Here is a 23,811-nt window from a genome sequence, read left to right on the forward strand (position 1 = left end):
GCGGTCCTTCCGTTTCGTGTAACGGGTGGTGCGGGGTGTCGAGGCGGCCTTGCTTGCCGTCCGGGCCCGGAACGGAGACGTCGTACGGGCAAGCGACTCAACGTCTCAGGGGAGGGAATCGGTATGGCGCGGCGGCATGCGAGTCAGCAGGATTTAGAGGTGGTGGGGATGGACAGTGAGCCCACCCCGGGGGATCCGGATCTGATGCAGGGTCTGATCACGCGGTATCGCGACGCCAGGGATGATCTCCCGGACAAGCTGCGCAAGACCGCGACCGCCTACCACGATGCGGCGCAGGTGTACACGGACTGCGCCTCGCGGCTTCGCGAAGAACAGGAGACTTTCGGCAAAGCGGTGGACCAGGCCGACAGCAGTCCGGGAAACCAAGTTGGTGTCGGCGCCCCGTCGCGGGCCGGGATGTCAGGGACGCAGGTCCTTCCGGCGGTGTCGTGGCATCGCCCCCTGACATGCGACGGAGCTCCGCCGAAGCCAAGGGGACCGCGCTGTAGATTGACGGATCATGCTCAACGTTAGGGTCCTGGGATCCATCGGCGCGGACATCGATGGTGCGCCGGTCAACCTGGGAGGTCCCCGGCAGCGAGCTGTGCTTGCCCTCCTGCTGGCCGAACGCGGCCGTGTGGTGTCCGTCGACGGACTCATCGACCGCTTGTGGCGGGGGCGGCCCCCGGAGAAGGCGGCGGCCTCCCTGCATGTCTACGTGTCGAATCTCCGTCGTGTGCTCGAACCCAGCCGGACGCCCCGCACCCCGGCCGGTGTCCTGGTCAGCGCCCCGCCCGGGTACGCCCTGCGGCTGCCCGAGGACGCGGTCGACGCCTGGCGGTTCGAGGCGGTGGTACGGCGGGCGCGTACGGCACCGCAGCCCGAGGCCCGGCGCCTGTTGGAGGAGGCCCTCGGGTGGTGGCACGGAGCGGCCTACGGCGAGTGGGCGGACGAGGAGTGGGCGACGGCCGAAGCCGCCCGGCTGGGTGAACTCCACCTGACCGCAAGGGAGATGGCGATCGCGGCGGCCCTGGCCACGGGGGCCGCGCGGGAGGCGGTGCCGGCGGCCGAGGCGCTCGTACGGGAGCATCCACTGCGGGAGGAGGGCTGGCGGCTGCTGGCCCTCGGGCTGTGGGTCAGTGGACGCCGCCCCGACGCGGTGGCCGAGTTGCGGCGGGCGGCCGGCGTGATGGCCGACGAACTCGGCCTGGGCTTCGGCGACGCCCTGGCCGAGGTGGAGGCGGCCGTGCTCGCGGGGCGGACGGAGTTCCTGCGCGCGGCGGTACCGGTGGAGTCCGCGGTGCCGGAGGCCTTGGAATCGGTTGCGGGGCCCGGGACTTGGGCATCGGAGGCGGGACAGCGTGTGCCGCTCGGGGTCCCCCGGGACACCGTGGGCGTCGTCCTGCCGGACGACGACATGTTCGTGGGCCGGGACGACGAACTGCGGGCCTTGGACGAGGTGGCGCGCGACGCCCGGCGGGGCGGCGGCCTGGTCCTGGTGACCGGGGAGGCCGGGGCCGGCAAGTCGGCGCTGCTCGGCCGGTACCAGCGGCGGTTGCGGGAACAGGGCTGGACCGTGGTGGTCGGACGCTGCCCCGAGTTCGACGGCGCCCCGTCCGCCTGGGCCTGGGTGGAAGCGCTCGGCGCGCTCGCCCGCCGGATCCCTCCCACCGACCCGGACGCGCTCGGCGCCCTGCTCCATGAGGCCGGCTACGGGGCAGCGGGAGAGAGCGGAGACGGGACCCGCGAGAGTGTGGCGGCGGGATTCCCGGGGCGGGGCGACAGAGCGTCCGTCGGGCGGTTCCGGCTGCACCGGGCGTTCAGCACCTGGCTGCGCGAGGCCGCCGCGGACGCGCCTCTCGCCGTGGTCGTGGACGATCTGCATCGGGCGGACGGTGAGACGCTGGCCCTGCTGGAAAGGGCCGCCGAACTGGTCGGATCGCCGGTGCTGGTGATCGCCGCCTACCACCCGGTCGACGCGGGGGACCGGCTGACGAAGACGCTCGCCGAACTCGCACACCGCTCTCCGTACCGGCTGGCGCTCGGCGGACTGCCGTTACCCGATGTGGACGCGCTGGTCAGGGCGGTGTGCGGAAAGCACGTCGACGCGGCGACCGTGAGCGCGCTCGCCGACCGGACCGGCGGCAACCCCTTCTACGTCCGGGAGAGCGCGCGACTGCTCGCCGGCGAGGGTGCCCTGGTGGCGGTCTCCGAGGTCCCGCAGGGTGTGCGCGACGTGCTGCGGCGTCGGCTGCGGCAGCTGCCCGAGGGAGCGCTGGCCGTCCTCCAACTGGCCTCCGTGGTGGGCCGCGAGATCGAGATCTGTGTGCTCGTCGAGGCCGCGGACCCCGTCCGGCACGACGAGCACGCCGTACTCGACGCCGTCGAGGCGGGCGTGATGGCCGGACTGCTGACCGAACCGGCGCCCGGTGTGGTCCGGTTCGCGCACGTGCTGGTCCGCGACACCCTCTACACCGATCTCGTCGGCGTGCGCCGGGCCCGTCTGCACGCCCGGCTCGCGGAGGTGCTGCGAAGGCACCGTCCGGACGACCTGGCCGCCCTCGCGCACCACTTCGCCCGGGCCGCGAGCCCGCAGACCGCGTCGCTCGCCGTCGCATACTCGCTGGGCGCCGCCGACCAGGCCGAGCGGCGCTACGCCCATGACACCGCGGTCCAACTGCTCACGCAGGCCATCGACTCCTTCGCCCTGATCCCCGCCGGCGCGGACGGTGCCATGCCGAACGGCCGCGCCGGACGGCTGGTCGCGCTGCTCGGCCGCCTGCTGCGGGCCGAGATACGGGCCGGGGCGATCGTGGCCGCACGGCACACCCGGCAGCGCGCCCTGGAGGCGGCCGAAGGCGTCGGACACGACGAACTGGTCGCGGGGGCGCTCGGTGTGTGGGGCGGGCCGGGGTCGGCCCTGAACGGGCCGCAGGGACTCGCCGACCCGGCGGCGGTCGACACGTTCGTCGACGTGCTGACGGCCCGCGCCGACCTGGACCCGGCAGTCCTCGGCATCCTGCCGCAGGCCCCCGCTGACGACCGGTGCGGGCACGCGGCAAGGGGCGCATCCGGCGTACGACTCGACGCCGTAAGTACCGAAGGCGGAACCAAGGCCACCGGGTCGCAGCCCGCGGACGGCGGCGTGGAGTCGGTGGGCGGGGAGGACGCGCTCGGCGAGGGACGGGCGGAGCGGGGTTCGGAGGTCGATCGCCGGCTGGTCGTGGCCCGGGCCGTCGGGGATCCGTTGCTGCTCTCCTGCGCGCTGACGGCGGCATCCGTCATGAAGCCGGAGGCGTTCCCGGACCGCCGCGCGTCACTGGCGTCGGAGTTGCGCGTCCTCGGATACGCGCACGACCTGCCCACCAACAGCTGGGTGCGCGAGCACACCGGTGCCATGGCGGCCGGGGCCCGCAACGACGTCGCGCGGGTCCGCCGGCACACGGGGGACGGGCGGGCGATCGCGGGACGGCACCGACTGGTGGAGGCGGAGGCGATCAACCTGTTGACCCTCGCCATGCTGGCCCACGTCGAGGGCCGCTTCGCCGAGTCCGAGGCCGGCTACGCGGAGGTACGGGAGCGGTTGCGCTACCACGGTTCGCCGTTCGGCGACTTCGTGTACGCCGTGGGGCTGACCACCGTACGGCTCGGCCGGGGCCGCCCGGCGGAGGCCGAGCCGCTGCTGCGGACCCTCCTGCCCGGATCCGGGCCCGTCGCCGAACTCGCCCTCGGCGTCGTCCTCGCCCGGCAGGGCGAGCGCGAGCGGGCCCACCTGCTCGGCCGGCGCACTTCGACCGTCGTCCCCGTCGTCCCGGACCACCTGTACGGCATCGCCCTGTCCCTCCGGGCCGAACTGGCCTTCCTGCTGGGGGACATGACCACCGCGCTGGAACTGATCCCGCTCCTGCTGCCGCTGCGCACCCAGCTGGCCGGCGCCGCCAGTGTCTCCTTCGCCACCCGCCCGTTCGCCCACTCGCTGGGCGAGTTGCACCGGCTTCTGGGCGACGAGGACGAGGCGCTACGGCAGTTCGCCTGCGCCGAGGACGTGGCGCGGAGCTGGGGTTCACGGCACCTGGTGGAGGCGGCGCGGGCCGCCTCGCTGGAGCGGCCCGCGCGGAAGTGATGTGACGGCGGCCGGGATCAGCCCAGGTGCCACTTCTGGTTGGACGTCCCGCCGCAGCTCCACAGCTGGAGCCGGGTACCGTCGGCCGTACCCTGGTCCTTGGCGTCCACGCACTTGCCGATCACGGTGTTGACCAGGTCGTGGGAGCTGTTGAGGTTGAAGCGCTGGGCCCAGCCGCCGTTGCAGGTCGCCAGCTGGATGGCCGCGCCGTCGGACTTCGAGGCGTTCGCGATGTCCAGGCACAGGCCCATGGACCGCACACTGCCGTCGGACTTGAAGACCCACTTCTGCCAGGCCTTGCCGGCACATCCCCACAGCCGCAGGGGGGAGCCGTCCACACCGGCATGGGCACTCACCTCGATGCACTTCGAGGAGCCGTAACCGACGATCTCGTCACCGGCCACGGCGGCAGCGGCGGGCTTCGGTGTCGAGGCCTTCGTCGTCGTGCCGCCGGTGCCGGCACCGCTGCCGGTGTCAGTGCCGGCGGCCTGGGCCGCCTTGGTGCCGGACGCCTTGCCGGGGTGGGCGGCATCCGCCACCGGGGACGAACTTCCCTCGGTGTGCGGGCCCTTGTCCGTGTCGGCCTTCGACCCCTTCGTACGGTGGGTCGGCCGGCCGCTGCCCGACGGGGAACCGGTCGGTCCCTCCGAAGCACCCGCCGTGAGTTGGGGGACGACGCCGTCGCCGACGGTCGCCGCCTGCGGACCGGAGTCGTCGTGGCCCGGCATGGCGATGAACGCGGCGCTGCCGATACCGAGAACCAGCAGGGCACAACCGGCGACCGCGACCCCGACGACCCGCGCGCTCCGCTCCGGCCGCGTGTCCCCGGCGCCCGCCTCGCGCTGCCCGCCGGGGTCACCCGGCCCCGTCGTCCGCGGGCGGAACAGAGAGCCCGGCGCGGTCGACACTTCCTGGGTACCGGGCTCGGCCGGAGCGGCGGCAGCCGACGCGGCCGTGGGACCGACCGACCGTGCCGTCCGGGGGCGGAACAGTCCGCCGGATGCGGCGGGTTCGGGTGCGGTGGGGGACGCCGGGGCGGGTGTCGGGCTGTCTGGCTGTGCTGCCTCTGGGCGGAACAGTCCGCCCGGCGTGGCGGGCTCGGCCGCACGGGTGGACGCCGGAGCGTGTGCGGGCGTGGGGTCAGCCGACCGTGCTGCCCGGGGGCGGAACAGCCCGCCGGACGCGGCGGGTTCGGGTGCGGTGGGGGACGCCGGGGCGGGTGCCGGCGTGGGGTCGGCCGACCGCCTCGCCCTGGGCCGGAACAACGGGCCCGGCGCGGAGGAAGTCCCGTCCGTACTCGGCGCGGGGCCGGCAGCCGTCGCGGGCGCAGGTGTGCCGTCGGGAGTGGTCTCGCCGTCCGGGGCGGAGCCGTCCTCGGAGGGGAGCGCGGCTTCCTCCGCCGACGCGTTTCCCGACTCGGACGTCGGCTCGGTCTCCCGCAGCCACGGCAGCGGCCGTTCCCAGAGGGCCGGCTCCTCCGGTGTCTCCGGCTGCCCCGTTGTGTGTTCCATCGTCTGCCTGCCTGTCTGCGTACTCGATGTTCCCCGGCGGGCGACTCTAGGGTCGCCGGTCGCGGGTACCCGCCGGGAGAAGCCGGGTTCTGCCCCGCAGGACCGGAAACTCTTCCCCTGCGGGCCGGGGGGCCGGGATGTTCGGTTCGCCCCGCACGAGCGCTGCCGACTACAGCGTCCCCGAGCGCAGCGCGTAGGCGACCGCGTGCGTGCGGTTGCGGAGGCCGAGGCGGTTCATCATGACGCTGACGATGCTCTTGATGGTGCGCTCGGAGTAGTTCAGCTTCTGGGCGATCTCCGTTGTCTCCAGCCCCTCGGCCAGTAGCCGCAGCACATCGACCTCGCGGGTCTCCAGACCGGACGCGGTCAGCCCCAGCGGCCCCAGCACGTCGCGCTGGACCGCCTTGATGTGGTCGATGAGCTGCCCCTGCACCGGCAGCGGCAGGGCCGCTCCGCCTTGGGCCACCGCGCGCACGGACTCCACGACCTTGTCGTACGTGGTGTCCTGACGCCACATCACACCGCGCAGGCCGTACCGGACCGCCCGCAGCAGGTGGGCTTCGCCGATGTGGCCGGTGATCAGCACGAGCCCCATGCCGGGACGGGTGGAGCGCTCGGTCACCGACTCCATGAGCAGCATGGTGTCCTCGGTGACGTCCGGCGTGATCAAGAGGGCCACGTCCGCGTGCCGGTGTTCCTCCTGTGGCAGTACCGTCAGATCCGGATACCTGCGCAGGCACCAGACGGCCCCCTCACCGGTGATCGGGTCACTGGCAAGGACTGCGATCGAGATCGTCCCCAACGTTTCTGCTTTCCTTCCGGGTGCGGATCATCGCCCTGGAAGGGCGGGCGACGATCGTCACCGGTCGGCCTTAAGGCCGACTTGGCGTGTACTTGGCGAAGCTGCCCCTGCGGCCAGGCTTCGCTGCCCGCGAGGGCGGACATCGGCCCGTACGACGCGGGTGCGGGCGGCCCTCTGCCTAATCTCCACGCGCGGATCCAGTCGCGGATCCCGTTGTGGGAACACCGGAAGAAGCAGAGAAGAGGGCACGTTGAGCACCGTCGTCGCCAAGCGCTCGCCGCGTGCCGAAGGCCCCCCGATGCCGGAGGGCCAGGTGGAACTCGCCGAGCCCCCGGTGCTGGGCGAACCGGCCACCGCCGACTTCGGCTCGGTGATGACGTACCTGCCGATGGGCCTGGGCGCAGGGGCCATGGCGCTGATGTTCTCGGTCGGCAGCGGTGGTACGTCCATGTACATGATGACCGGCATGATGGGCGTCGCCATGATCAGCATGACGCTGACCCAGATCGGCAGGCCCGGCGCGGAACGGCGCCGCCGGATGCGCGCCGAACGCCGGGACTACCTGCGCTACCTCGCCCAGAAGCGGGTTCAGGCCCGGCGGGCCGCCGACGACCAGCGGGCCGCACTGCTCTGGGACAACCCCGAGGCGTCCGACCTGTGGGCACTCGCGACCGGCACCCGGCTGTGGGAACGCAGGCCCGGACACGAGGACTTCGGCCGGGTCCGCATCGGTCTCGCGACCCGCCGCGCCGCGCTGGAGTTCCTGCCGCCGCAGACCAAGCCGGTGGAGGACCTGGAACCGCTGTGCGCGATCTCGCTGCGCCGGTTCACCAAGGCCCACCAGACCGTGCCCCTGCTGCCGGTGCCCGTCTCGCTCCAGCGCTTCACCAGCGTCGAGTTCACCGGCGGGACCGAGGAGGCGGTGGCTCTGGCCCGCGCGGTGCTCGGCCAGTTGGCGGTCTTCCACTCTCCTGACGAACTGCGGATCGCGGTGCTGGGCGACGAGGCCGCGCGCGCGGACTGGGACTGGCTCAAGTGGCTGCCGCACAACGCCCACCCGACCGAGGAGGACACGGCCGGAGCGGTGCGGCTGGCCGCGGGCGACCACGACGAACTCCTCGATCTGCTCGGACCCGATGTCCGCGACCGCCCCGACCACGATGTCACCTCCTCGCCCAGCGTCGCCGAACCGTTCACGGTGATCGTCTCCCAGGGCGTACAACTCCCCGCTAGCTCAAGGCTGTTGGGCGCCGGGATACGCGGGGTGGTGCTTCTCGACCTCACCGGTGCGATGACCGGCGGACCCAAGGTGCTGCGGCTCACGGTCCGCGACGGCCAGGTCGGGTTCCCCAGCGGCAGCGAGGACGTCGGCGGCCGGGCCGACCGGCTCGGTCCCGTCGAGGCCGAGCAACTGGCCCGTGCCCTCGCCCCGATGCGCACCGGCGGCGGTGTCGACCTGGTCGACCGGCCCCTGGAGTCCGACTTCGACCTGGCCACCATGCTCGGCATCCGTGACGTACACGCCTTCGACGTCGCGGCCAAGTGGCGACCGCGGCTCGCCCAGGACGCCCGCCTCAAGGTGCCGATCGGGGTCACCGAGGACGGCGAGATCGTCGAACTGGACCTGAAGGAGTCCGCTCAGGGCGGTATGGGTCCGCACGGACTGCTGATCGGCGCCACCGGCTCGGGCAAGAGCGAACTGCTGCGCACCCTCGTCACGGGCCTGGCCGCCACCCACTCCTCCGAGATCCTGAACCTCGTCCTGGTGGACTTCAAGGGGGGCGCCACCTTCCTCAACATGGAGCGGCTCCCGCACACCTCCGCCGTCATCACCAACCTCGCCGACGAACTTCCCCTCGTCGACCGCATGCGGGACTCCATCAACGGCGAGATGATCCGCCGTCAGGAACTGCTGCGGGAAGCCGGATACGCCTCGCTCTTCGAGTACGAGAAGGCGCGCGCCGCCGGGGCGAGCACGCTGGCCCCGCTGCCCTCGCTCCTGGTCATCGTCGACGAGTTCTCCGAACTCCTCGCCAGCAAGCCGGAGTTCGTGGAGCTGTTCGTCTCCATCGGGCGGCTCGGACGCAGCCTGGGTGTGCATCTGCTGCTGGCCTCACAGCGGTTGGACGAGTCCCGTATCCACCGGGTCGAGGGCCACCTGTCGTACCGGCTCGCCCTGCGCACCTTCTCCTCGATGGAGTCGCGCAGCGTCATCGGCACCTCCAGCGCCTACGAACTGCCGTCCGCCCCCGGCAACGGCTACCTCAAGGTCGACACCACCAACCTGGTCCGGTTCAAGGCCGCCTACGTCTCCGGAGCGGCGCCCGTGCCCGCCGGCCCCGAGGAGTCGGCGCACCGGACGGGCACGGCCCGTGAGGTGACCGCGTTCGCACTGGAGCGGCACGGTGTGCCGGCCGCGGACCGTGAGGCGGAGGAGGCCGCCCGGCTGGTCTCGCTCGCCGAGGAGGCCCTGCGCGACCAGGGCGCCGGCGCGGGACCCGAGGAGGACGGCGGTGAGGGCGGCGAGGACAGCCTGCTGGAGGTCTTCGTCGGGCGGCTGGAGGACAGTGGCCCGCCCGCCCGGCAGGTCTGGCTCTCCCCGCTGTCCGAGTCGCCCGGCCTGGACCAGTTGCTGCCCGGCATCGTGCCCGACCCGGACCGGGGCATGGGCGCCGCCGACCGCCGCGTCCAGGGCGCGCTGCGCGTCCCGTTGGGCATGGTGGACCGTCCGTTCGAGCAGCTGCGCGAACTGCTGATCGCCGATCTGTCGGGCGCCGACGGCCACCTCGGTCTGGTGGGCGCGCCGCAGACCGGCAAGTCCACCCTGCTGCGCACCCTGATGCTGTCGCTGGCCCTGACCCACACGCCCGCCGAAGTCCAGTTCTACTGCCTCGACTTCGGCGGCGGCGGTCTGGTCTCCACCGCCGGACTGCCGCACGTCGGCTCGGTGGCCACCCGGCTGGAACGCGACCGGGTCCTGCGTACCGTCGAGGAACTCACCCAACTCCTGGAACAGCGCGAGCAGTTGTTCACCTCCCGGGGCCTGGAGTCGATGGCCGCCTACCGGGCGCTGCGCGCGGACGGCGCGATCGACGACCCCTTCGGTGACGTGTTCCTGGTGGTCGACGGCTGGGCCACGCTCCGCCAGGACTACGAGGACCTGGAGCAGCGGATCATGGAACTCGCCGCGCGCGGCCTGTCGTTCGGGCTGCACGTGGTCGCCTCCGCGGTGCGCTGGTCCGAAGTACGGCCCCGGCTGCGGGACTTGCTCGGCACCAAGCTCGAACTGCGGCTCGGTGACTCGATGGAGTCGGAGGTCGGCTCCCGTGCGGCGGCCGGTGTCCCGCACCGGCCGGGACGCGGTCTGACCAGCTCCGGACACCACTTCCTGTCCGCGCTGCCCCGGCTCGACAGCTCCTCGCGCACCGACGACCTGACGGCCGCCACCAAGGCGGCGGTCGCAGAGATCGATACCTTCTGGACCGGCCCCCGGGCCCCCGGCGTGCGCCTGCTGCCGACCAGGCTCGACGCCCGCCGCCTGCCCGCCCCGGCCGACACCCGCGACCTGAAGTTCTGCGTGGGCTGGGACGAGCAGCGGCTCGCCCCCGTCTGGCACGACTTCGGCGCCACTCCGCACCTGCTGGTCTTCGGCGACGGCGAGACCGGCAAGACCAACGCGCTGCGGCTGGCCATCCGCGCCATCACCGCCCGCTACCGGCCCGAGGAGGCCAGGATCCTGCTGGCCGACCCCGGGCGCGGACTGCTCAAGGACGTGCCCGAGGAGTACCGGGTCGGATACGTCGTCGACAACGACGCGCTCGGCAAGCTCGCCGACAGTGCCGCCGTGTCCGTCGCCAAACGACAGCCCGGCCCGGACGTCTCCCCGGAGCAGCTGGAGAAGCGGGACTGGTGGACCGGTCCGCTGCTGTTCGTCCTCGTCGACGACTATGACCTCTTCTCCGGCGCGCCCGGCACCCCCTCACCGATGATGCCGTTGGTGCCGCTGCTCGCGCAGGGCGCCCACATCGGACTGCACATGGTCGTCGCCCGGTCCACCTCCGGCGCCATGCGGTCCGTCATGGACCCGCTGATCCGGCGGATGTGGGAGCTGGGCAACCCCGCGCTGCTGTTCTCCTACCCCAAGGAGGAGGGCAAGTTCATCGGCGAGGCCAAGCCCCGCACCCTGCCCGCGGGCCGCGCCCAGCTCGTCACCCGCCGCACCGTCCAGCTCGTCCAGACCGGCCTGGTGTCGGCGGCCCCCCTCCCCACAGGAGCACGATGACCACCGCCGTACCCCTGCCCGCCCGGATCGCCGAGGTCTGCCGCCTCACCGTGGAGGCACCGGACGGCAGGGCCGACCTCGCCGTCCCCGTCACCACCCCGGTCTCCGCCCTTCTGCCGCTGCTGCTGCGCCACACCGCCACGGGCCCCGACACCCGGGGCACCCCCTGGACACTGCAACGGCTCGGCGAGGACCCCCTCGACCCCGAGGCCACCCCCGAGAGCGCCGGGCTGCGCGACGGCGACGTCCTGCACCTGCGTCCGGCCGACGCGGCACTGCCCGCGCTGCACTTCGACGACGTCTCCGACGGCGTCGCCCACACCGTCGGCGCCGGACCCGGCCGCTGGCGCCCCGAACTCACCCGGAACCTCGGCCTCGCCCTGTCCTGCCTGGCCCTGGCCGCGCTCGCCGCCGCGCTGCTCGGTGCGGGGCCCGGCCCGCTCACCGCGGTGACCGCCGGGGCGATCGCGCTGGTGCTGGCCGCGGGCTGCGCGAGCGCCGCCCGGATGCACGCGGACCCGGGAGCCGTGCTGGTCGCCGGCGTCGGCGCGTTCGGCTTCGCCGCCCTGGCCGGGACGACCCTGCGCGAAGGCCCGTCCGGCGGATTCGCCCCCGGCACGACAGGAGTCCTCGTGGCCGCCGGGTGCGTGGTCGCCCTGGCCGGCGGACTGCTCGCACTGGGTGCCCTGCCCCTGGTCGTACCCGGCACCGTCCTGCTCACGGCGCTCGCCGCCGCGCTCGGGGCGGGCCTCGCCGAGACCGCCGGTCTGCACGGTGTCCAGGCCGCCTCGGTGGTCGCGGTGGGCCTGTTCGTCCTCGGCCATCTCGCCCCCCGGCTGGCCCTGCGGACCGCCCGACTGCGCGTGCCCCAGCTCCCGCACGACGCCGAGGAACTCCAGCTCGACATCGAGCCCGAGCCCGGCGAACGGGTGGCCGGCCGGGTCTCCGTCGCCACCGCCTGCCTCGACACGATCGGCATCGCCTCCGCGCTGGTGTGGGCGGTCGCCCTCTGGCTGCTCGCCGACCGTGAGGCCGGCTGGGCCGGCTGGCTCCTTCCCCTCTGCCTCAGCCTGGCCGTCCTGCTCCGCGCACGCGGCACCAACGGCACCCTCCAGCGGGTCCCGGCCGTGCTGGCCGGCGCCTACGGCCTGGGACTCGTCCTCATCGTCCGGGTCGCGCCCACCGGCCCGGCCGGCCGGGCCGCCGTCCTCGCGGCACTGCTGGCCGCCGCACTGCTGCTGCTCGTCGGAGCCTGGCGGCTCCCGCGGGCCCGACTGCTGCCCGTGTGGGGGCATCTCGGCGACCTGCTGGAGATCGTCACGGCGGTCGCCCTGCTGCCACTGCTGCTCCAAGTCCTGCACGCGTACGCCTACTTCCGCGGCCTCGCGGGCTAGGAGCGGCACCCATGCAGACACGACGCGATCATGTGCAGGCCTACCAGTTCGCCATGGGGCGCCTCGCCTCCGCCCTCGTCAGCGGCGACCCCGGCCGGGGCGACAGCCCCACCCGGCGGTCCGCGCTCGGCTCGGTCTTCGGCGTGGGCCTGGTGGTACTTCTGTGCGCCGGATACGGGGTGTACGGCCTGATCTCGCCCGTCGCGAAGGACGACTGGCGCAAGGAAGGGACGATCGTCCTGGAGGAGGACACCGGCAACCGCTACGTCTACGCCAACGGTGAGCTGCGCCCCGTCCGCAACTACGCCTCCGCGCTGCTCATCGCCGGGGCGAGGACCGCGCCCGAGACGGTGTCCGCCAAGTCCCTGGCCGGGGTCCCGCACGGCACCCCCGTCGGCATCCAGGGCGCGCCGGACACCGTGCCGGCCGTCTCCGCGCTGGCGACCGGGGCATGGGCGCGCTGCCTGCCGGCGCAGGGTGCGTACGGCACCGGGACCGAGGGAGCCAAGGGGACAAAGGAGAAGGACTCCTCCGACAAGGGCCAGAGCCTCGTCTTCGGAAGCTCCGCCGCCGCGCTCGCCGCGCTGCCCGCCGATCGCCAGGTGCTGCTCGACGGGCCCGGGAACACCCGGTACGTGCTGCTGGGCGGCGTCAAGTACCCGGTCCCCGGCGCCCCGACGCTGATCGCCCTCGGCCTGGACGACCAGACGGCCCTCTCCGCGACCGCCGACTGGCTCGCCGCCGTCCCCACCGGCACCGCCCTCGCCGCGCCCGTGCTGTCCGGCGCCGGGAAGACGGCCGCCGAGGTCGCCGGCCGGAGCACCGAGGTCGGCCAGGTCTTCCGCACCACCACGGGCGGCACCGAGCACTACTACGTGATGCGGTCCGACGGGCTCGCTCTCGTCAACGCCACCGAATACGCCCTGCTCGCCGCCCGCCCAGGTGCCCCGGCGGCACGCGAGGTCGGACAGGCGGACATCGCCGTCGCCCCGGCATCGGCGGAGCACGCCACGACCGGCCGGGTGCCGGACCTGACCGGCGTCCACTCGCTGGACGGCGGCACCGTCTGCATGACGGAACTCGCCGACGGCCGGGCCCGGATCACCGTCGCCACCCCCGGCACCGGCGGAGTCGTCCTGCCGGCCGACGGCGGTGTGCTGGCCGTCCCGGACGCCGGGCGGACCGAGTATCTGATCACCGAGCAGGGTCTGAAGTACCGGATCGCCGACGCCGACGCCGCGCGAGCCCTCGGATTCGGCGAGACCAAGAGCCGGCTCACGCTGCCGGCGGGCGTCCTCGCCCTCGTCCCCGACGGTCCGGTACTCAGCCGCGCCGCCGCCGCGAAGGGCTGAACCCGATGGCCCGGCTCCGCCTTCGCTCGACACCCGTGGGCGACGCCCTGCTCATCCATCCCAAGGGCCGGTACGACGACCGGGCCGCCGCGTTCGCCGCCGGGATCGCCGAGGACCCGCTCCACACCCTCGTCGTGGTGGACCTGCCGGCCGACGCCCTCGCCACGGAGTGGGAGGCGGTGGCCCGGCTGCTGTCGGGCGCCCGGTACGGCAGCCCGCGCCTGGTCTTCGGCCGGGGCAGCGGCGACGACATCCGTACCGCCTGCCGGCTCCTCGCCGAACGGCTCGAACGCGAGGTGCTCGCCCCGGACGGCGACCTCGTCCCGACCCTCACCGGCGGACTGTTCGTACCGGGCGACGACGGCGCGGCCTGGCTGCGGTTCCGGCCGGGCCGCGACCCCGAGCCGGCGGCACAGCGCTACCCCAAACCGCACTGGGAGTTCTCCGCGCCGACCCGCACCGGACCCGTCGGCGCCCACACCGTCGCCCAACCGGTGCCGGCGGGTGTGTGGCTGCGCCGCACCGACCACGACCCACTGGCCGCCCACCACCAGCGCGCGGTCGAGGCCGCCCCCACCGACCCGCACCACTTCCTGCTCGTCCTCGGCAGCCCCGGCACCCCACCGCTCTCCCTCGACGACGTGACCCGTTTCTGGAACACCGTGCTCCCCGGCGTCCGCCCCGCAGTACGTTTCGTCCTCCACGGCAGCCTCGACACCCCCGCCGGCCACGCACCGGCCCAGAGCCTCGCCGACACCCTGAACCACCCGGTCACCCTGTACGACGCCCTGCCCTACGCCGAGCCCGACCGCCGGCCCCTCCCGGCCGAGTCCACCTACCTGCCCTCCGGCTCCGTCACACCGGGCGTGGCGCCGTCGCCAGGACCAGTCCCCGACGATCCGGCCACCCCCGGCGGCGGTGCGCCCACCGCCGTACCCTCCCCGCCGCCCATCCGCACGGAGTCCGGCGCCGGCACGCCCGCTGCCGACAGCGGGGCCTCCACGACGGCGTCGCGGAACCCCTCGACACCGGACACCGTGACCCCGGTGCAGGAGGAAACAGGCGCGACGGATCCCCCCGAGGCGCTCACCACCCCCGACGACCTCGACGCCACGGACCTCTCGGAGGCGCTCACCGTCCGCAACGACGGCGCCAGTCCGCCCCCTGACGCAGAGCCCACCATTAGCGGCGCGGCAGATCTCGAAGAAGCCCCCACGATCCGAAACGACCGGCGCACCCCGCGCAACAAGACCCCGGACCCGACACCGGCACCGGTCGCGGCGTCGGACCAGGCACCCGACTCCGCCCCGCCACCTGCACTTTCGCCCTCCCCGGCACCGGCGACCGACCCTGCACGCATGCCCGACCCGGCATCCGAGCCTCCGGTGACACCTCACCCTGTCTCTACCTCGACCTCGGCCCCGACCTCAGTTCCGGCTGAGGCCCCGGTCCCTGCCTCGACTTCGGCCCCGCCTTCGATCCCACAGCCCGACTCCACCCCCGCACCGGCCCCTGCACCGGCCCCTGCACCGGCCCCTGCACCGGCCCCTGCACCGGCCCCTGCACCCACCCCTTCTCCCGCCCCCGCACAGCGCCTCGCCCCGCCCGTCGCTCCCCGGTTCCGGCTGGAGTCCGGTGCGCCCGAGCCGGAGATCTCGGAGGTCGGGGACGTCGGCGCCCCTGTGGCGGTGGATCCCCAGGTAGCGACCGCGGGGACCGGCCCGGAGCCCGGCACCACGTCCGTCGCCGGTGGTGCGGTCGGCGGGCCAGGGGTTCGGGTGCAGCCCGTGCCCCGGGCCGCGGCCTGCGCGCTGCCGCCGGAGCGGGGGATCGCGCAGGAGCGGGAGTGGCTGCGCCGGACGCTCAGCGAGCAGTACAACGCCGTGGCCGGTTCCGTCTCGCGGGTGATGTCCGAGTCACCGGGCCTGCGCGGCGGATCCCGGACGGAGGTGGCGGACGCGCTGACCGAACTGGTCGCCGTACGCCTGTACTTGTCCGGCGACAGCCGCCGGGCCGACGCGGTCGTGCGCGAGGCGACGGCCGGACCGCACGTGCCGCTGGCGCGCTGTGTGACGGCGGGACTGCGCCGGCTGCCTTCCTACCGGGGGCCTGCCCTGCTGCGTACCCGCCTCGGCGAGGCGGAGCGGGCCTGGTACCGCGAGGGCAGGCTGGCCACCGAGTGGGCGTTCTGCCATGCCCGTACGTTGTTGCACCCGGGCCCGTCCGGCAGCGGCGCGACCGACGTGTTGATCTGGTCGATGACCGCGCGGCGGACCAGTTCGCTGGACCCGGCCGTCCCCGACCGGGTGCTGTTCCTGCCCGGCACCGCCTTCAAGGTGCTGCGCACCGAGGGCTCCGTCGTGCTGATGAGAGAGCTGTCGCCGTCGGAGACCGCACACGGCGGCCGGAACGGCCAGGGCGGTCGGCGCGACGTACCGGCGAAGCTCGACGAGATCGCCGTCAAGGGACTGGAGAAGATTCTGGACGCCCTGGAGCGCACCGGCACCGATGCCGCGGCCGAGAGCGCCGACCCGCCCGGACTGATCGTGACCCCCCGTGCGGTCCGCACAGAAGGAGCCAAGCCGTGAGCAGGCAGGTCTTGCCGGTCTCCCCGGACCGACCGGGCGCCCACCGTACGATCGCCCAGGCGCTGGCCGAGGCCGCGGAGGGGGCGCTGATCACGGTCGCCCCCGGCCGGTACGAGGAGTCGCTGGTGATCGTCCGGCCCGTGACCCTGGCCGCGGAGGGCGGCGCCGGGACCGTACAGGTGCACGCGTCCGCCGGGAGCACGGTGGTCGTCGACGCGGAGGCGGTCCAGTTGTCCGGGCTCGTCCTGTCGGGCGCCGACCGCGACGCCCCGGTCCTCGACCTGCGGCGCGGGCAGTCGGCGCTGGAGGGGTGCCGGATCGAGGGCGAGGCGTGGACGGCGGTACTGGCCTGGCACGAGGGCACCCTGGCCGCCCGTGGCTGCCGGGTCACCAACCCGCACGGCGCGGGGGTGGTGGTCACCTCGCGCGGCGACAACGTACTGGCCGACACCGAGGTCACCGAGGCCGGATCCTCGGCGGTCGTGGTCGCCGAGCACGGCCGTCTCGACGTACGGGACTGCCGTCTCGACCGCCCCCGGGGCAACGGCGTCTGCGTCAACGGCAACGCCTCGGCGACCGTCGAGGACACCCTGATCACCGGCAGCGGCAAGCCCGCCGTGGCCGTCGAGCAGGAGGCGCGCGCCGCCCTGCTCCGGGTCACCGTGACGGGCAGCACCGCACTGGACGCGTATCTGACCGGCCGGGGCGAGACCACGCTCACCGACTGCGCGTTCTCCGGTTCGGGCGGGCAGTCCGTGCACATCGCCGACGGCGCCGCACCGCACCTGCGCGGCTGCGCGGTCACCGGCGCGGCCCGCAGCGGTATCCAGGTCACCGGGGGTGCCCGGCCGCGGCTGGAGGACTGCGCGATCACCGGCACTCCGGTGGGGCTGCATGTCACCGGTGCGGCGACCACCGTCACCGCCACCGGGCTCGTCGTCCGGGACGCCTGGACCACCGCCGTGCAGGCCGCCGACTCCGGTACCGCCGAACTCGAACGGCTCACCGTCACCGGCTCCTCGGGCGCCGGGGTGCGGGCCGAGGGCGGCGCCCGGGTGGCTCTGCGCGACGCCGAGATCGCGATGAGCGGCGGAGACCTGAGCAAGGGTCAGGGGACGGGCCTGGGGCTGGCCGGGTCCGCGAGCGTGTTCGTGTCCGGCTCCGTACTGCGCGAGTGCGGTGCGGTGGTCGGCGAGGACGCGGAACTGACCGCTCACGACTGCGAGTTCACCGGTTCGCCGGGAGACGCCGTGCGGGTCCTCGCGGGTGGTTCGTTCACCGCCGTCGGGTGCCGGATGACCGGCGCGCGCGGCCGTGGCGTCAACACCCACGCCGACGCCCGCACCGACCTCAGCAACTGCGCCGTCCAGGACAACAGCGGCGATCCTCCGGCCGACCGGGCAGGCGACGGGTTCGGCGGGGAAGGGGAGAGCTTCGGCGAGGACGAGGGACTCGGCGGTGACACGCCCGCGGGAGGGGACTCGGGTGGTTCCCGGGACCCGGACCCCGAGGCCGGCGGCGACATCGCCCGTTCGGGGACCGGGCCGCTGGCCGAACTGGAGGCGCTGGTCGGCCTGGAGAGCGTCAAACTGGAGGTCACCGGGCTCATCAACCTCAACAAGGTGACCAAGCGGCGCACCGAGATGGGCCTGCCGATGCCGCCGATGAGCCGCCACCTCGTCTTCGCGGGACCGCCCGGTACCGGCAAGACGACCGTGGCCCGGCTGTACGGGGCGGTGCTCGCCGAACTCGGCATCCTCAGCCAGGGCCACATCGTCGAGGTGGCCCGCGCCGACCTGGTCGCCCAGATCATCGGCGGCACCGCCATCAAGACCGCGGAGGTCGTCAACCGCGCGCTGGGCGGGGTGCTCTTCATCGACGAGGCCTACACCCTGACGAACCAGTCCCGGGGCACGGGGCCGGACTTCGGGCAGGAGGCCGTCGAGACGCTGATGAAGATGATGGAGGACCACCGCGACGAGATCGTCGTCATCGCGGCCGGCTACTCCGAGCACATGGACCGGTTCCTCGCCTCCAACCCCGGTATGGCGTCCCGCTTCGCCCGCACGGTCGAGTTCCCCAACTACTCCCCGGAGGAACTGGTCACGATCGTCCGGGGCCTGTGCGCCAAGCACTACTACGAGCTGTCCGACGACACCGTGGACGCGCTCTCCCGCTACTTCGAGACCGTCCCCAAGGGACCCACCTTCGGCAACGGCCGGGTCGCCCGCCAGGTCTTCGAGTCGATGATCGGCGCCCAGGCGTCGCGGCTGGCCATCCAACCGCCGGGCCACGACAGCGAGTTGAGTCTGCTCACCGCCGCCGACGTCACCCCGGCTCCCCAGGCGCCGACACCCCCACCGTCAGCTGCGCCCGTGGCCGGCCCCGTCCCACCGCCGGCCACCCCGGCCCCCGAGACACCCGTGCCGCCCCCTGCCCCCCGCCACTTGGCCGCCCTCAGCGGTCTCGGCCCCGTCACCGACGCACTGCTCGCCCGGCTGGACACCCTCGTCAAGCTCGGGCAGGGCACCGCGGGGCTCGCGGACGTCGTCCTGGAGGGCGCGCGGGGCAGCGGACGACGGGCCGTGGCCGCCGCGTACGGCAGGGACCTGGCGGAACTCGGCATCCTCCCGTCCGGCGCGCTCACCCGGGTGTCGCTCGCGGAGGTCCCGGCCCGGTGGGCCAAGCAGCCGCGCGCGTTCCTCGCCGACGCTTTCCGCCACGCAGCAGGCGGCCTCCTGCTGCTGGAGGCCGACCCCGCCTTCGTGTCCCGCCCGGACGCCGAACAGGACGCGGTCGTCGACGCGTTGGCCGCGGAGACGGCGGCGCGGGATCCCCACGGCGTGGTCCTGGTCCTCTCGGGCAGCGCCCCGCGCCTGAGAGAACTGCTGCGCACCCGAACCGACCTGGCCGGGGTGTTCGCCGACTACTTGCCGCTGCCCGCCTGGAGCGGCGCGGGTCTCGCCGAACTGACCCGGCGGCGGCTCACGACACTGGGCTTCGAGATGCCCGACGACGTACTCGCGGCGCTCGCCGCACAGGACCCGGCCGACGGCGCGTACGGCGCACACCGGTTGGCGGACCGGATCGCCGCCCGCGCGGGCGCCCCCGCGCTGGTCCTCGGCGACCTGGCGGGTGAACTCCCGCTGGAGGACGCGCTGGTGGTGGGCTGACGGGCCGCAGGGACAGAAAAACACGGTCGGCGGGGCAGCGCCCCCGGCTTCCGGCCCACGACGGGTACCACCCCGGGTCACCATCACCAACAGCGACCGCGATGAACCAGCCGCGGAACGACCGCGGCGAACCAGCTACGAGAGGAGACGGTCATGGCCGACCTCACATCCGTATCCACCGAGGGCATGCTGAGCGCCCAGGGCAGCTTCCAGACCGCCCTGGACGACGTCAACAGCACGTACGCCCAGATGCAGAGCCAGATCGACGAGCTGCGCCGCCACTGGAGCGGTGACGCCGCCACCACGTTCCAGGGCGCGATGGACACCTGGCTCTCCGACTTCGGCACCGTGAAGCAGCAGTTGGACCTGATGCTGCAGAAGCTCCAGGCGAACACCGGGAGTTACCACACCACGCACCAGAACACCTCGGACGCGGCGACCCAGTTGCACAAGAGCATGTCCAACCCGCTGCCCGGTTTCTGACGCCCCCCACCACCGCACACAGACGAGGAGCGAACCATGCCTACGTATACCGCCAACATGAAGCAGATCGAGTACGTGGTCGGTGAGATGGCCGCGATCAGCAGGAAGATCCAGGCGGCGCTGGCCGACCTGGACGACAGCGCCAAGGTGCACCTGAGCGAGTGGACCAGCGACGCCCGCAGCACCTACGACGTCGCCAAGGCGAAGTGGGACGCGGCCGCCGCCGACATGGTGACCCAGGCCCAGAACGCGACCAACTCCCTCGGCTACATCAACGAGTCGTACTACGCCGGCGAGCGGCGAGGCGTGAGCCTCTGGGACCAGTGACATGGCGAAGACGGACGCCGACAGCGGCAGCAACGACCCGAACGTCAACAACAACGACTACGGCAGCGGCAACGACGACAGCACCGGCTCCAGCGGGGATCACCAGTACCACGGCGGCACGGACGTTCTGCACGTCCCGGGGATCCTCGACGACCGGTACAACTTCGTACCCCCGCCGGTGCCCGGTGGCAACGGGCACAACGGGACCTCGATCAGCACACCGTCGATGGACCTGCTGGCCTCCAACGTCGACCTGCTGATCCAGCCGGTGCGCGACGCCGCCACCAAGCTGAACGACGTCGCGATCGCGCCGGGCGCCTTCTACCACGCCAACGTCATGCGGACGAAGGTCAACGGGGCGAACGCCGACGGCGGTCTCAAGAAGAGCTATGCCGACGCCCTCTCGGCCCTGGTCACCGGTCTGACGGACCTGCGCGACGGCGTGCGGTCGCTGAGCAAGCACTACACCACGACCGAGGAAGCCAACAAAATGTCGGCCCACGACCTCAGCGACGCCTTCACGACCACCTCCGGAGACTTCAACCGGATGATGACGTCCAACGGCGGCACCGGCACCACCTCCAACACCGGTACCGGCAACACCGGTACGGGCAACTCGAACGGCAACACCGACACGAACACCACGACCACCTAGGCACGGGTTCGTCGGACAACGCATCGGTGGCTCCACGGGAGGGCGACAGTGCCGGACTACAACAGCGGTGGCTTCCATCAGGGTGAAGACGGGGCGATCTTCGGCAATCCCGACGGCACCAACTCCGGAAGTGTCACGGACTACGAGAACTGGGACTGGAAGCAGATCAAGGCGGCCGTCTACGGCATGTCCTCCGGGGTCGGGACCGCGGCGAACCTGGCCCATGCCCGGTCCATCGCCAACCCGCAGTCACTGATGGACGCGGCCAATGCCTTCCTCGACATCCAGCGCATCCTGGAGGCCGTCACGAAGAGCCTGCTCGACCAGGCCAAGGCGCTCGCGGGCGACCACGGTCCCTGGGGCGGCAGCGCGGCCGACGCCTTCCTCACGATGATGACCAACTTCTCCCGCCAGGTGAAGGCCAACGCCGATGTCCTGGCCGGGGGTTCGACCGGTGACCACTCCATCCCCCATCAGCTCGCCAACAACGCGATCTCCTTCCAGAGCGCGCAGAACAAGCTCGCGGAGATCGACGTCTGGTACGCCCACCAGGCTGTCCTGATGGGCGTGACCCCGATGTCCGACGGACTGATCCCGATCAGTCACAAGCCCGAACTCGTGGCGATGATGACTGAGGACATGCGCGCCGTCCTCAAGAACCTGGCGCACTCCTACCAGGTGACGTCCGACGCGGTCGTGAACCCCACTCCGGTGACCTCGCCGACGAACAATCCGGACGGCTCGGGGAACGACGGCGACGGCGACGGTCCGGACCTGCGCACCGCGGACCTCGACGGGTCGGGCGCCGGGACCGGCGACACCGGAAGCCTGTCGGACCTGTCCGGCTACCCCGACACCGGCCTGGAGGGCGGAACCGCCACGGGCGACGGCATCGGCGACGTCGGAGACCTCGCGGGCCTGAACGCGTCCGCGGACCCGGCCGCCTACCCCGGTGACCTGTCCGGCCTCGACGACACCGGCCTTGACCCGTCCGGCCTCGACGGCACGGGACTGGGTGACCTCGGTCTCGACGGTCTCGACCCCGCGGGCATCGACACCGCGCTGAACCCCGTCTCCTTCCCCGACCTCGCAGCGCTGGGCGGTCTCGGCAGTCTGGCGGGCCTCGGCGGCAGCGGCCTGGGATCCGAGGGGGAGAGTTCCCTCGGCGGCCTGTCCAGCGCGGACCCGGCCGCCTTCGGTGACACCGGGCTCGGCGACGGCATCGCGGACGGTCTCACCGACGGGCTGGGCAGCGGTCTCACCGACGGACTGTCCACCGGCTCGCCCGCGCAGCTCGCGACGTCCTCCGGGATGCCGTACATGCCCGGGATGGGCGGTACGGGGGCCGGTGGTGCCGGGCTGACGTCCGAGCCGACGGACGCCTCGGGGCTGCTCGACGCGAGCGCTGATCCCTGGGAGGGCGAGGAGACCCCCGGCGGCGACGAGGTCGGCTCGGAGCTGGGCGCGGCGGCCGGCGGGGAGGGTCTGAGCGCGTCCGGGATGCCGTACATGCCGGGCATGGGTGGCGTGGGTGCTTCCAATGCGGGCCGGGACGGCACGAACGAACGGACCGATGCCTCCGGGCTGCTCGACCCGAGCACCGAGCCCTGGGCGAGCGACGACGAGACCGACGACGAGGCAGGCTCGCTCACCGGAGCCCCGCCCGGAGTGCCCTTCCTGCCGGGATTCGGTACGACCGGGCCCGGGACCGGCGCCGGGACGGGCCGCGCGAACGCCCGGGCCGACGAACGCACGCAGGAGGCGGCGCCGGCGGAAGAAGGCTCGGCGGAGCAGAGCGAGGCCACCGCCGAGGCACCGGTCGCGATCGGATCCGACGGGCTTCCGCTGCCCGCCGCCGTCCCGGACGCCGACAGTGCCGTAGCCCCGCAGCCGTCGGCCGATGACGGCGAGGAGGACTTCTCCGCGTGGGAGCCCGGAGCCGGCGCGGGCGCTTTCGTGCCGCTGCTGTGGGCAGTGGGCGGAGATCGCGAGCGGGAACCGGAGCACGCGGCGGGCGAGTCCGGTGAGCCGCGCAGTACGTGGCAGCCGGACCGCACCGGCGACGGGCCGGTGGCCGGAGTGAGCACCGGTGCCCTGGGTGTTGCGTTCTGCGGCGACGGTGGCCCCGAACCGGAGGAGCCCGAGGAAGAGGTCGAGGAGGAACCGGAGGAGGAGCCGGCCCCCCGGGGGATCGCCGACCTGCTGGTCCAGCCGGAGAGCACCTGGGGTGCCGTCCCCGGGGACTCCGCCGCCGCCCTCTGACCTGACCTCCCGCCCGCCGAACACCGCCTGAACGGAGACGAGTTCACATGCCCGGTCCGTACGACCAGCAGATCGAGGACCTGCTGGAGCAGTACCGCCGCCAGCGCGACGAGGCCGCCGAGACCCGGCGCCGGATCAACGAGACGACGTCGACCGTGACCGCCCCCCGGCAGACGGTGAAGATCACCGTGAGTGCCCAGGGGGAGGTCACGGCCGTCGAGTTCCCCACCGGTGCCTACCGACGCATGGCGCCCAAGGAGCTGGCCGACGTACTGCTCACCACGCTCCGGCAGGCCAGGGCCGAGGCGCTGGAGGGTGTCGCCGGAGTGCTCGCCGGTCGGTTGCCGCCCGGGGTGACCGTGCCCGACCTGCTCCAGGGCCGGGTCGACGCGGCCGCCGTCCTGCCCGAGGACCCGGCCATGCCCGACTCCGTACGCGACTACGTGGACCACGGCTTCAAGGGAGACTCCGATGACTGACGGCACCTTCTCCGTCGACACCGAACAGCTTGAACAGGCCGCACCGCAGATGCAGGAGCTGGCCGGGCGGATCAGGTCCATCGCCACGAAGCTCGAAGGCCGCCTGGAGTCCCTCGGCGCGTGCTGGGGCGACGACGAGAGCGGACGGCAGTTCCTGGAGCAGTACGCCGAGCCCAAGCAGCAGCTCAGCGCCGGCATCACCGGCGCGGGCAACGTGCTCGACAGCACGGTCGATGGCATCCGGACGATGGCCAAGGGGTTCGCGCAGACCGAGGAACAGAACGTGGAGACCCTCCGCGCCGTCACACCCGCCGCCGACTCCGTGACGACGAGCGGCTCGTCGTCGCACCACAGCCGGCGCTGAGTCCCCGCGGATGAGC

Annotated in this window: 14 protein-coding genes; 12 read left to right on the forward strand and 2 right to left on the reverse strand. The window is 73.2% G+C overall.

Annotated features, from left to right (window positions below):
- The first annotated feature begins 520 nt into the window (after positions 1-520).
- Entirely contained in the window at positions 521-4,123 is a 3,603-nt protein-coding gene (locus ACQHII_RS44485) for an AAA family ATPase (protein WP_427924615.1), read from the forward strand.
- Positions 4,124-4,140: 17 nt separating this feature from the next.
- Here ACQHII_RS44485 and ACQHII_RS44490 read toward each other — a convergent pair whose 3' ends face one another.
- Both ACQHII_RS44490 and ACQHII_RS44495 read right to left on the reverse strand, forming a co-directional pair.
- Positions 4,141-5,634, reverse strand: a complete 1,494-nt coding sequence (locus tag ACQHII_RS44490; RefSeq protein WP_427924616.1) for a ricin-type beta-trefoil lectin domain protein — start codon at positions 5,632-5,634, stop codon at positions 4,141-4,143.
- A gap of 169 nt (positions 5,635-5,803) precedes the next feature.
- Positions 5,804-6,436 (reverse strand): response regulator transcription factor, encoded by a 633-nt coding sequence (locus ACQHII_RS44495; RefSeq protein ID WP_427924617.1) that lies wholly within the window; start codon positions 6,434-6,436, stop codon positions 5,804-5,806.
- Between the two features lie 250 nt (positions 6,437-6,686).
- Between ACQHII_RS44495 and eccCa the strand changes: the two genes are divergently transcribed.
- From eccCa to ACQHII_RS44550, 11 genes are all read left to right on the forward strand, one after another.
- Complete coding sequence (gene eccCa / locus ACQHII_RS44500) at positions 6,687-10,718, forward strand: type VII secretion protein EccCa (RefSeq protein WP_427924618.1); 4,032 nt, start codon at positions 6,687-6,689, stop codon at positions 10,716-10,718.
- Positions 10,715-12,112, forward strand: coding sequence for a type VII secretion integral membrane protein EccD (eccD, locus tag ACQHII_RS44505; RefSeq protein ID WP_427924619.1), 1,398 nt, complete (start codon positions 10,715-10,717; stop codon positions 12,110-12,112). The genes eccCa and eccD overlap by 4 nt, the downstream gene beginning before the upstream one ends.
- A gap of 11 nt (positions 12,113-12,123) precedes the next feature.
- Entirely contained in the window at positions 12,124-13,464 is a 1,341-nt protein-coding gene (gene eccB / locus ACQHII_RS44510) for a type VII secretion protein EccB (RefSeq protein WP_427924620.1), read from the forward strand.
- A gap of 5 nt (positions 13,465-13,469) precedes the next feature.
- A complete protein-coding gene (locus tag ACQHII_RS44515) occupies positions 13,470-16,052 on the forward strand; it encodes a hypothetical protein (protein ID WP_427924621.1) in 2,583 nt (860 codons plus the stop codon).
- A complete protein-coding gene (locus ACQHII_RS44520; RefSeq protein WP_427924622.1) occupies positions 16,049-19,225 on the forward strand; it encodes a right-handed parallel beta-helix repeat-containing protein in 3,177 nt (1,058 codons plus the stop codon). The genes ACQHII_RS44515 and ACQHII_RS44520 overlap by 4 nt, the downstream gene beginning before the upstream one ends.
- A 153-nt stretch (positions 19,226-19,378) precedes the next feature.
- A complete protein-coding gene (locus ACQHII_RS44525; RefSeq protein WP_427924623.1) occupies positions 19,379-19,708 on the forward strand; it encodes a WXG100 family type VII secretion target in 330 nt (109 codons plus the stop codon).
- A gap of 36 nt (positions 19,709-19,744) precedes the next feature.
- Positions 19,745-20,035 (forward strand): WXG100 family type VII secretion target, encoded by a 291-nt coding sequence (locus tag ACQHII_RS44530; protein ID WP_427924624.1) that lies wholly within the window; start codon positions 19,745-19,747, stop codon positions 20,033-20,035.
- 1 nt (position 20,036) lies between these two features.
- Positions 20,037-20,690, forward strand: a complete 654-nt coding sequence (locus ACQHII_RS44535; protein ID WP_427924625.1) for a hypothetical protein — start codon at positions 20,037-20,039, stop codon at positions 20,688-20,690.
- Positions 20,691-20,738: 48 nt separating this feature from the next.
- Complete coding sequence (locus ACQHII_RS44540) at positions 20,739-22,952, forward strand: WXG100 family type VII secretion target (RefSeq protein WP_427924626.1); 2,214 nt, start codon at positions 20,739-20,741, stop codon at positions 22,950-22,952.
- Positions 22,953-22,999: 47 nt separating this feature from the next.
- The gene (locus ACQHII_RS44545; protein WP_427924627.1) at positions 23,000-23,431 is read left to right on the forward strand and encodes a YbaB/EbfC family nucleoid-associated protein; all 432 of its coding nucleotides are present in this window, start codon (positions 23,000-23,002) and stop codon (positions 23,429-23,431) included.
- The gene (locus tag ACQHII_RS44550) at positions 23,424-23,795 is read left to right on the forward strand and encodes a WXG100 family type VII secretion target (protein ID WP_427924628.1); all 372 of its coding nucleotides are present in this window, start codon (positions 23,424-23,426) and stop codon (positions 23,793-23,795) included. The genes ACQHII_RS44545 and ACQHII_RS44550 overlap by 8 nt, the downstream gene beginning before the upstream one ends.
- The last annotated feature ends 16 nt before the right edge of the window (positions 23,796-23,811 follow it).

The sequence above is a fragment of the Streptomyces sp. cg40 genome (assembly GCF_050320165.1).
Classification (GTDB): domain Bacteria; phylum Actinomycetota; class Actinomycetes; order Streptomycetales; family Streptomycetaceae; genus Streptomyces; species Streptomyces hokutonensis.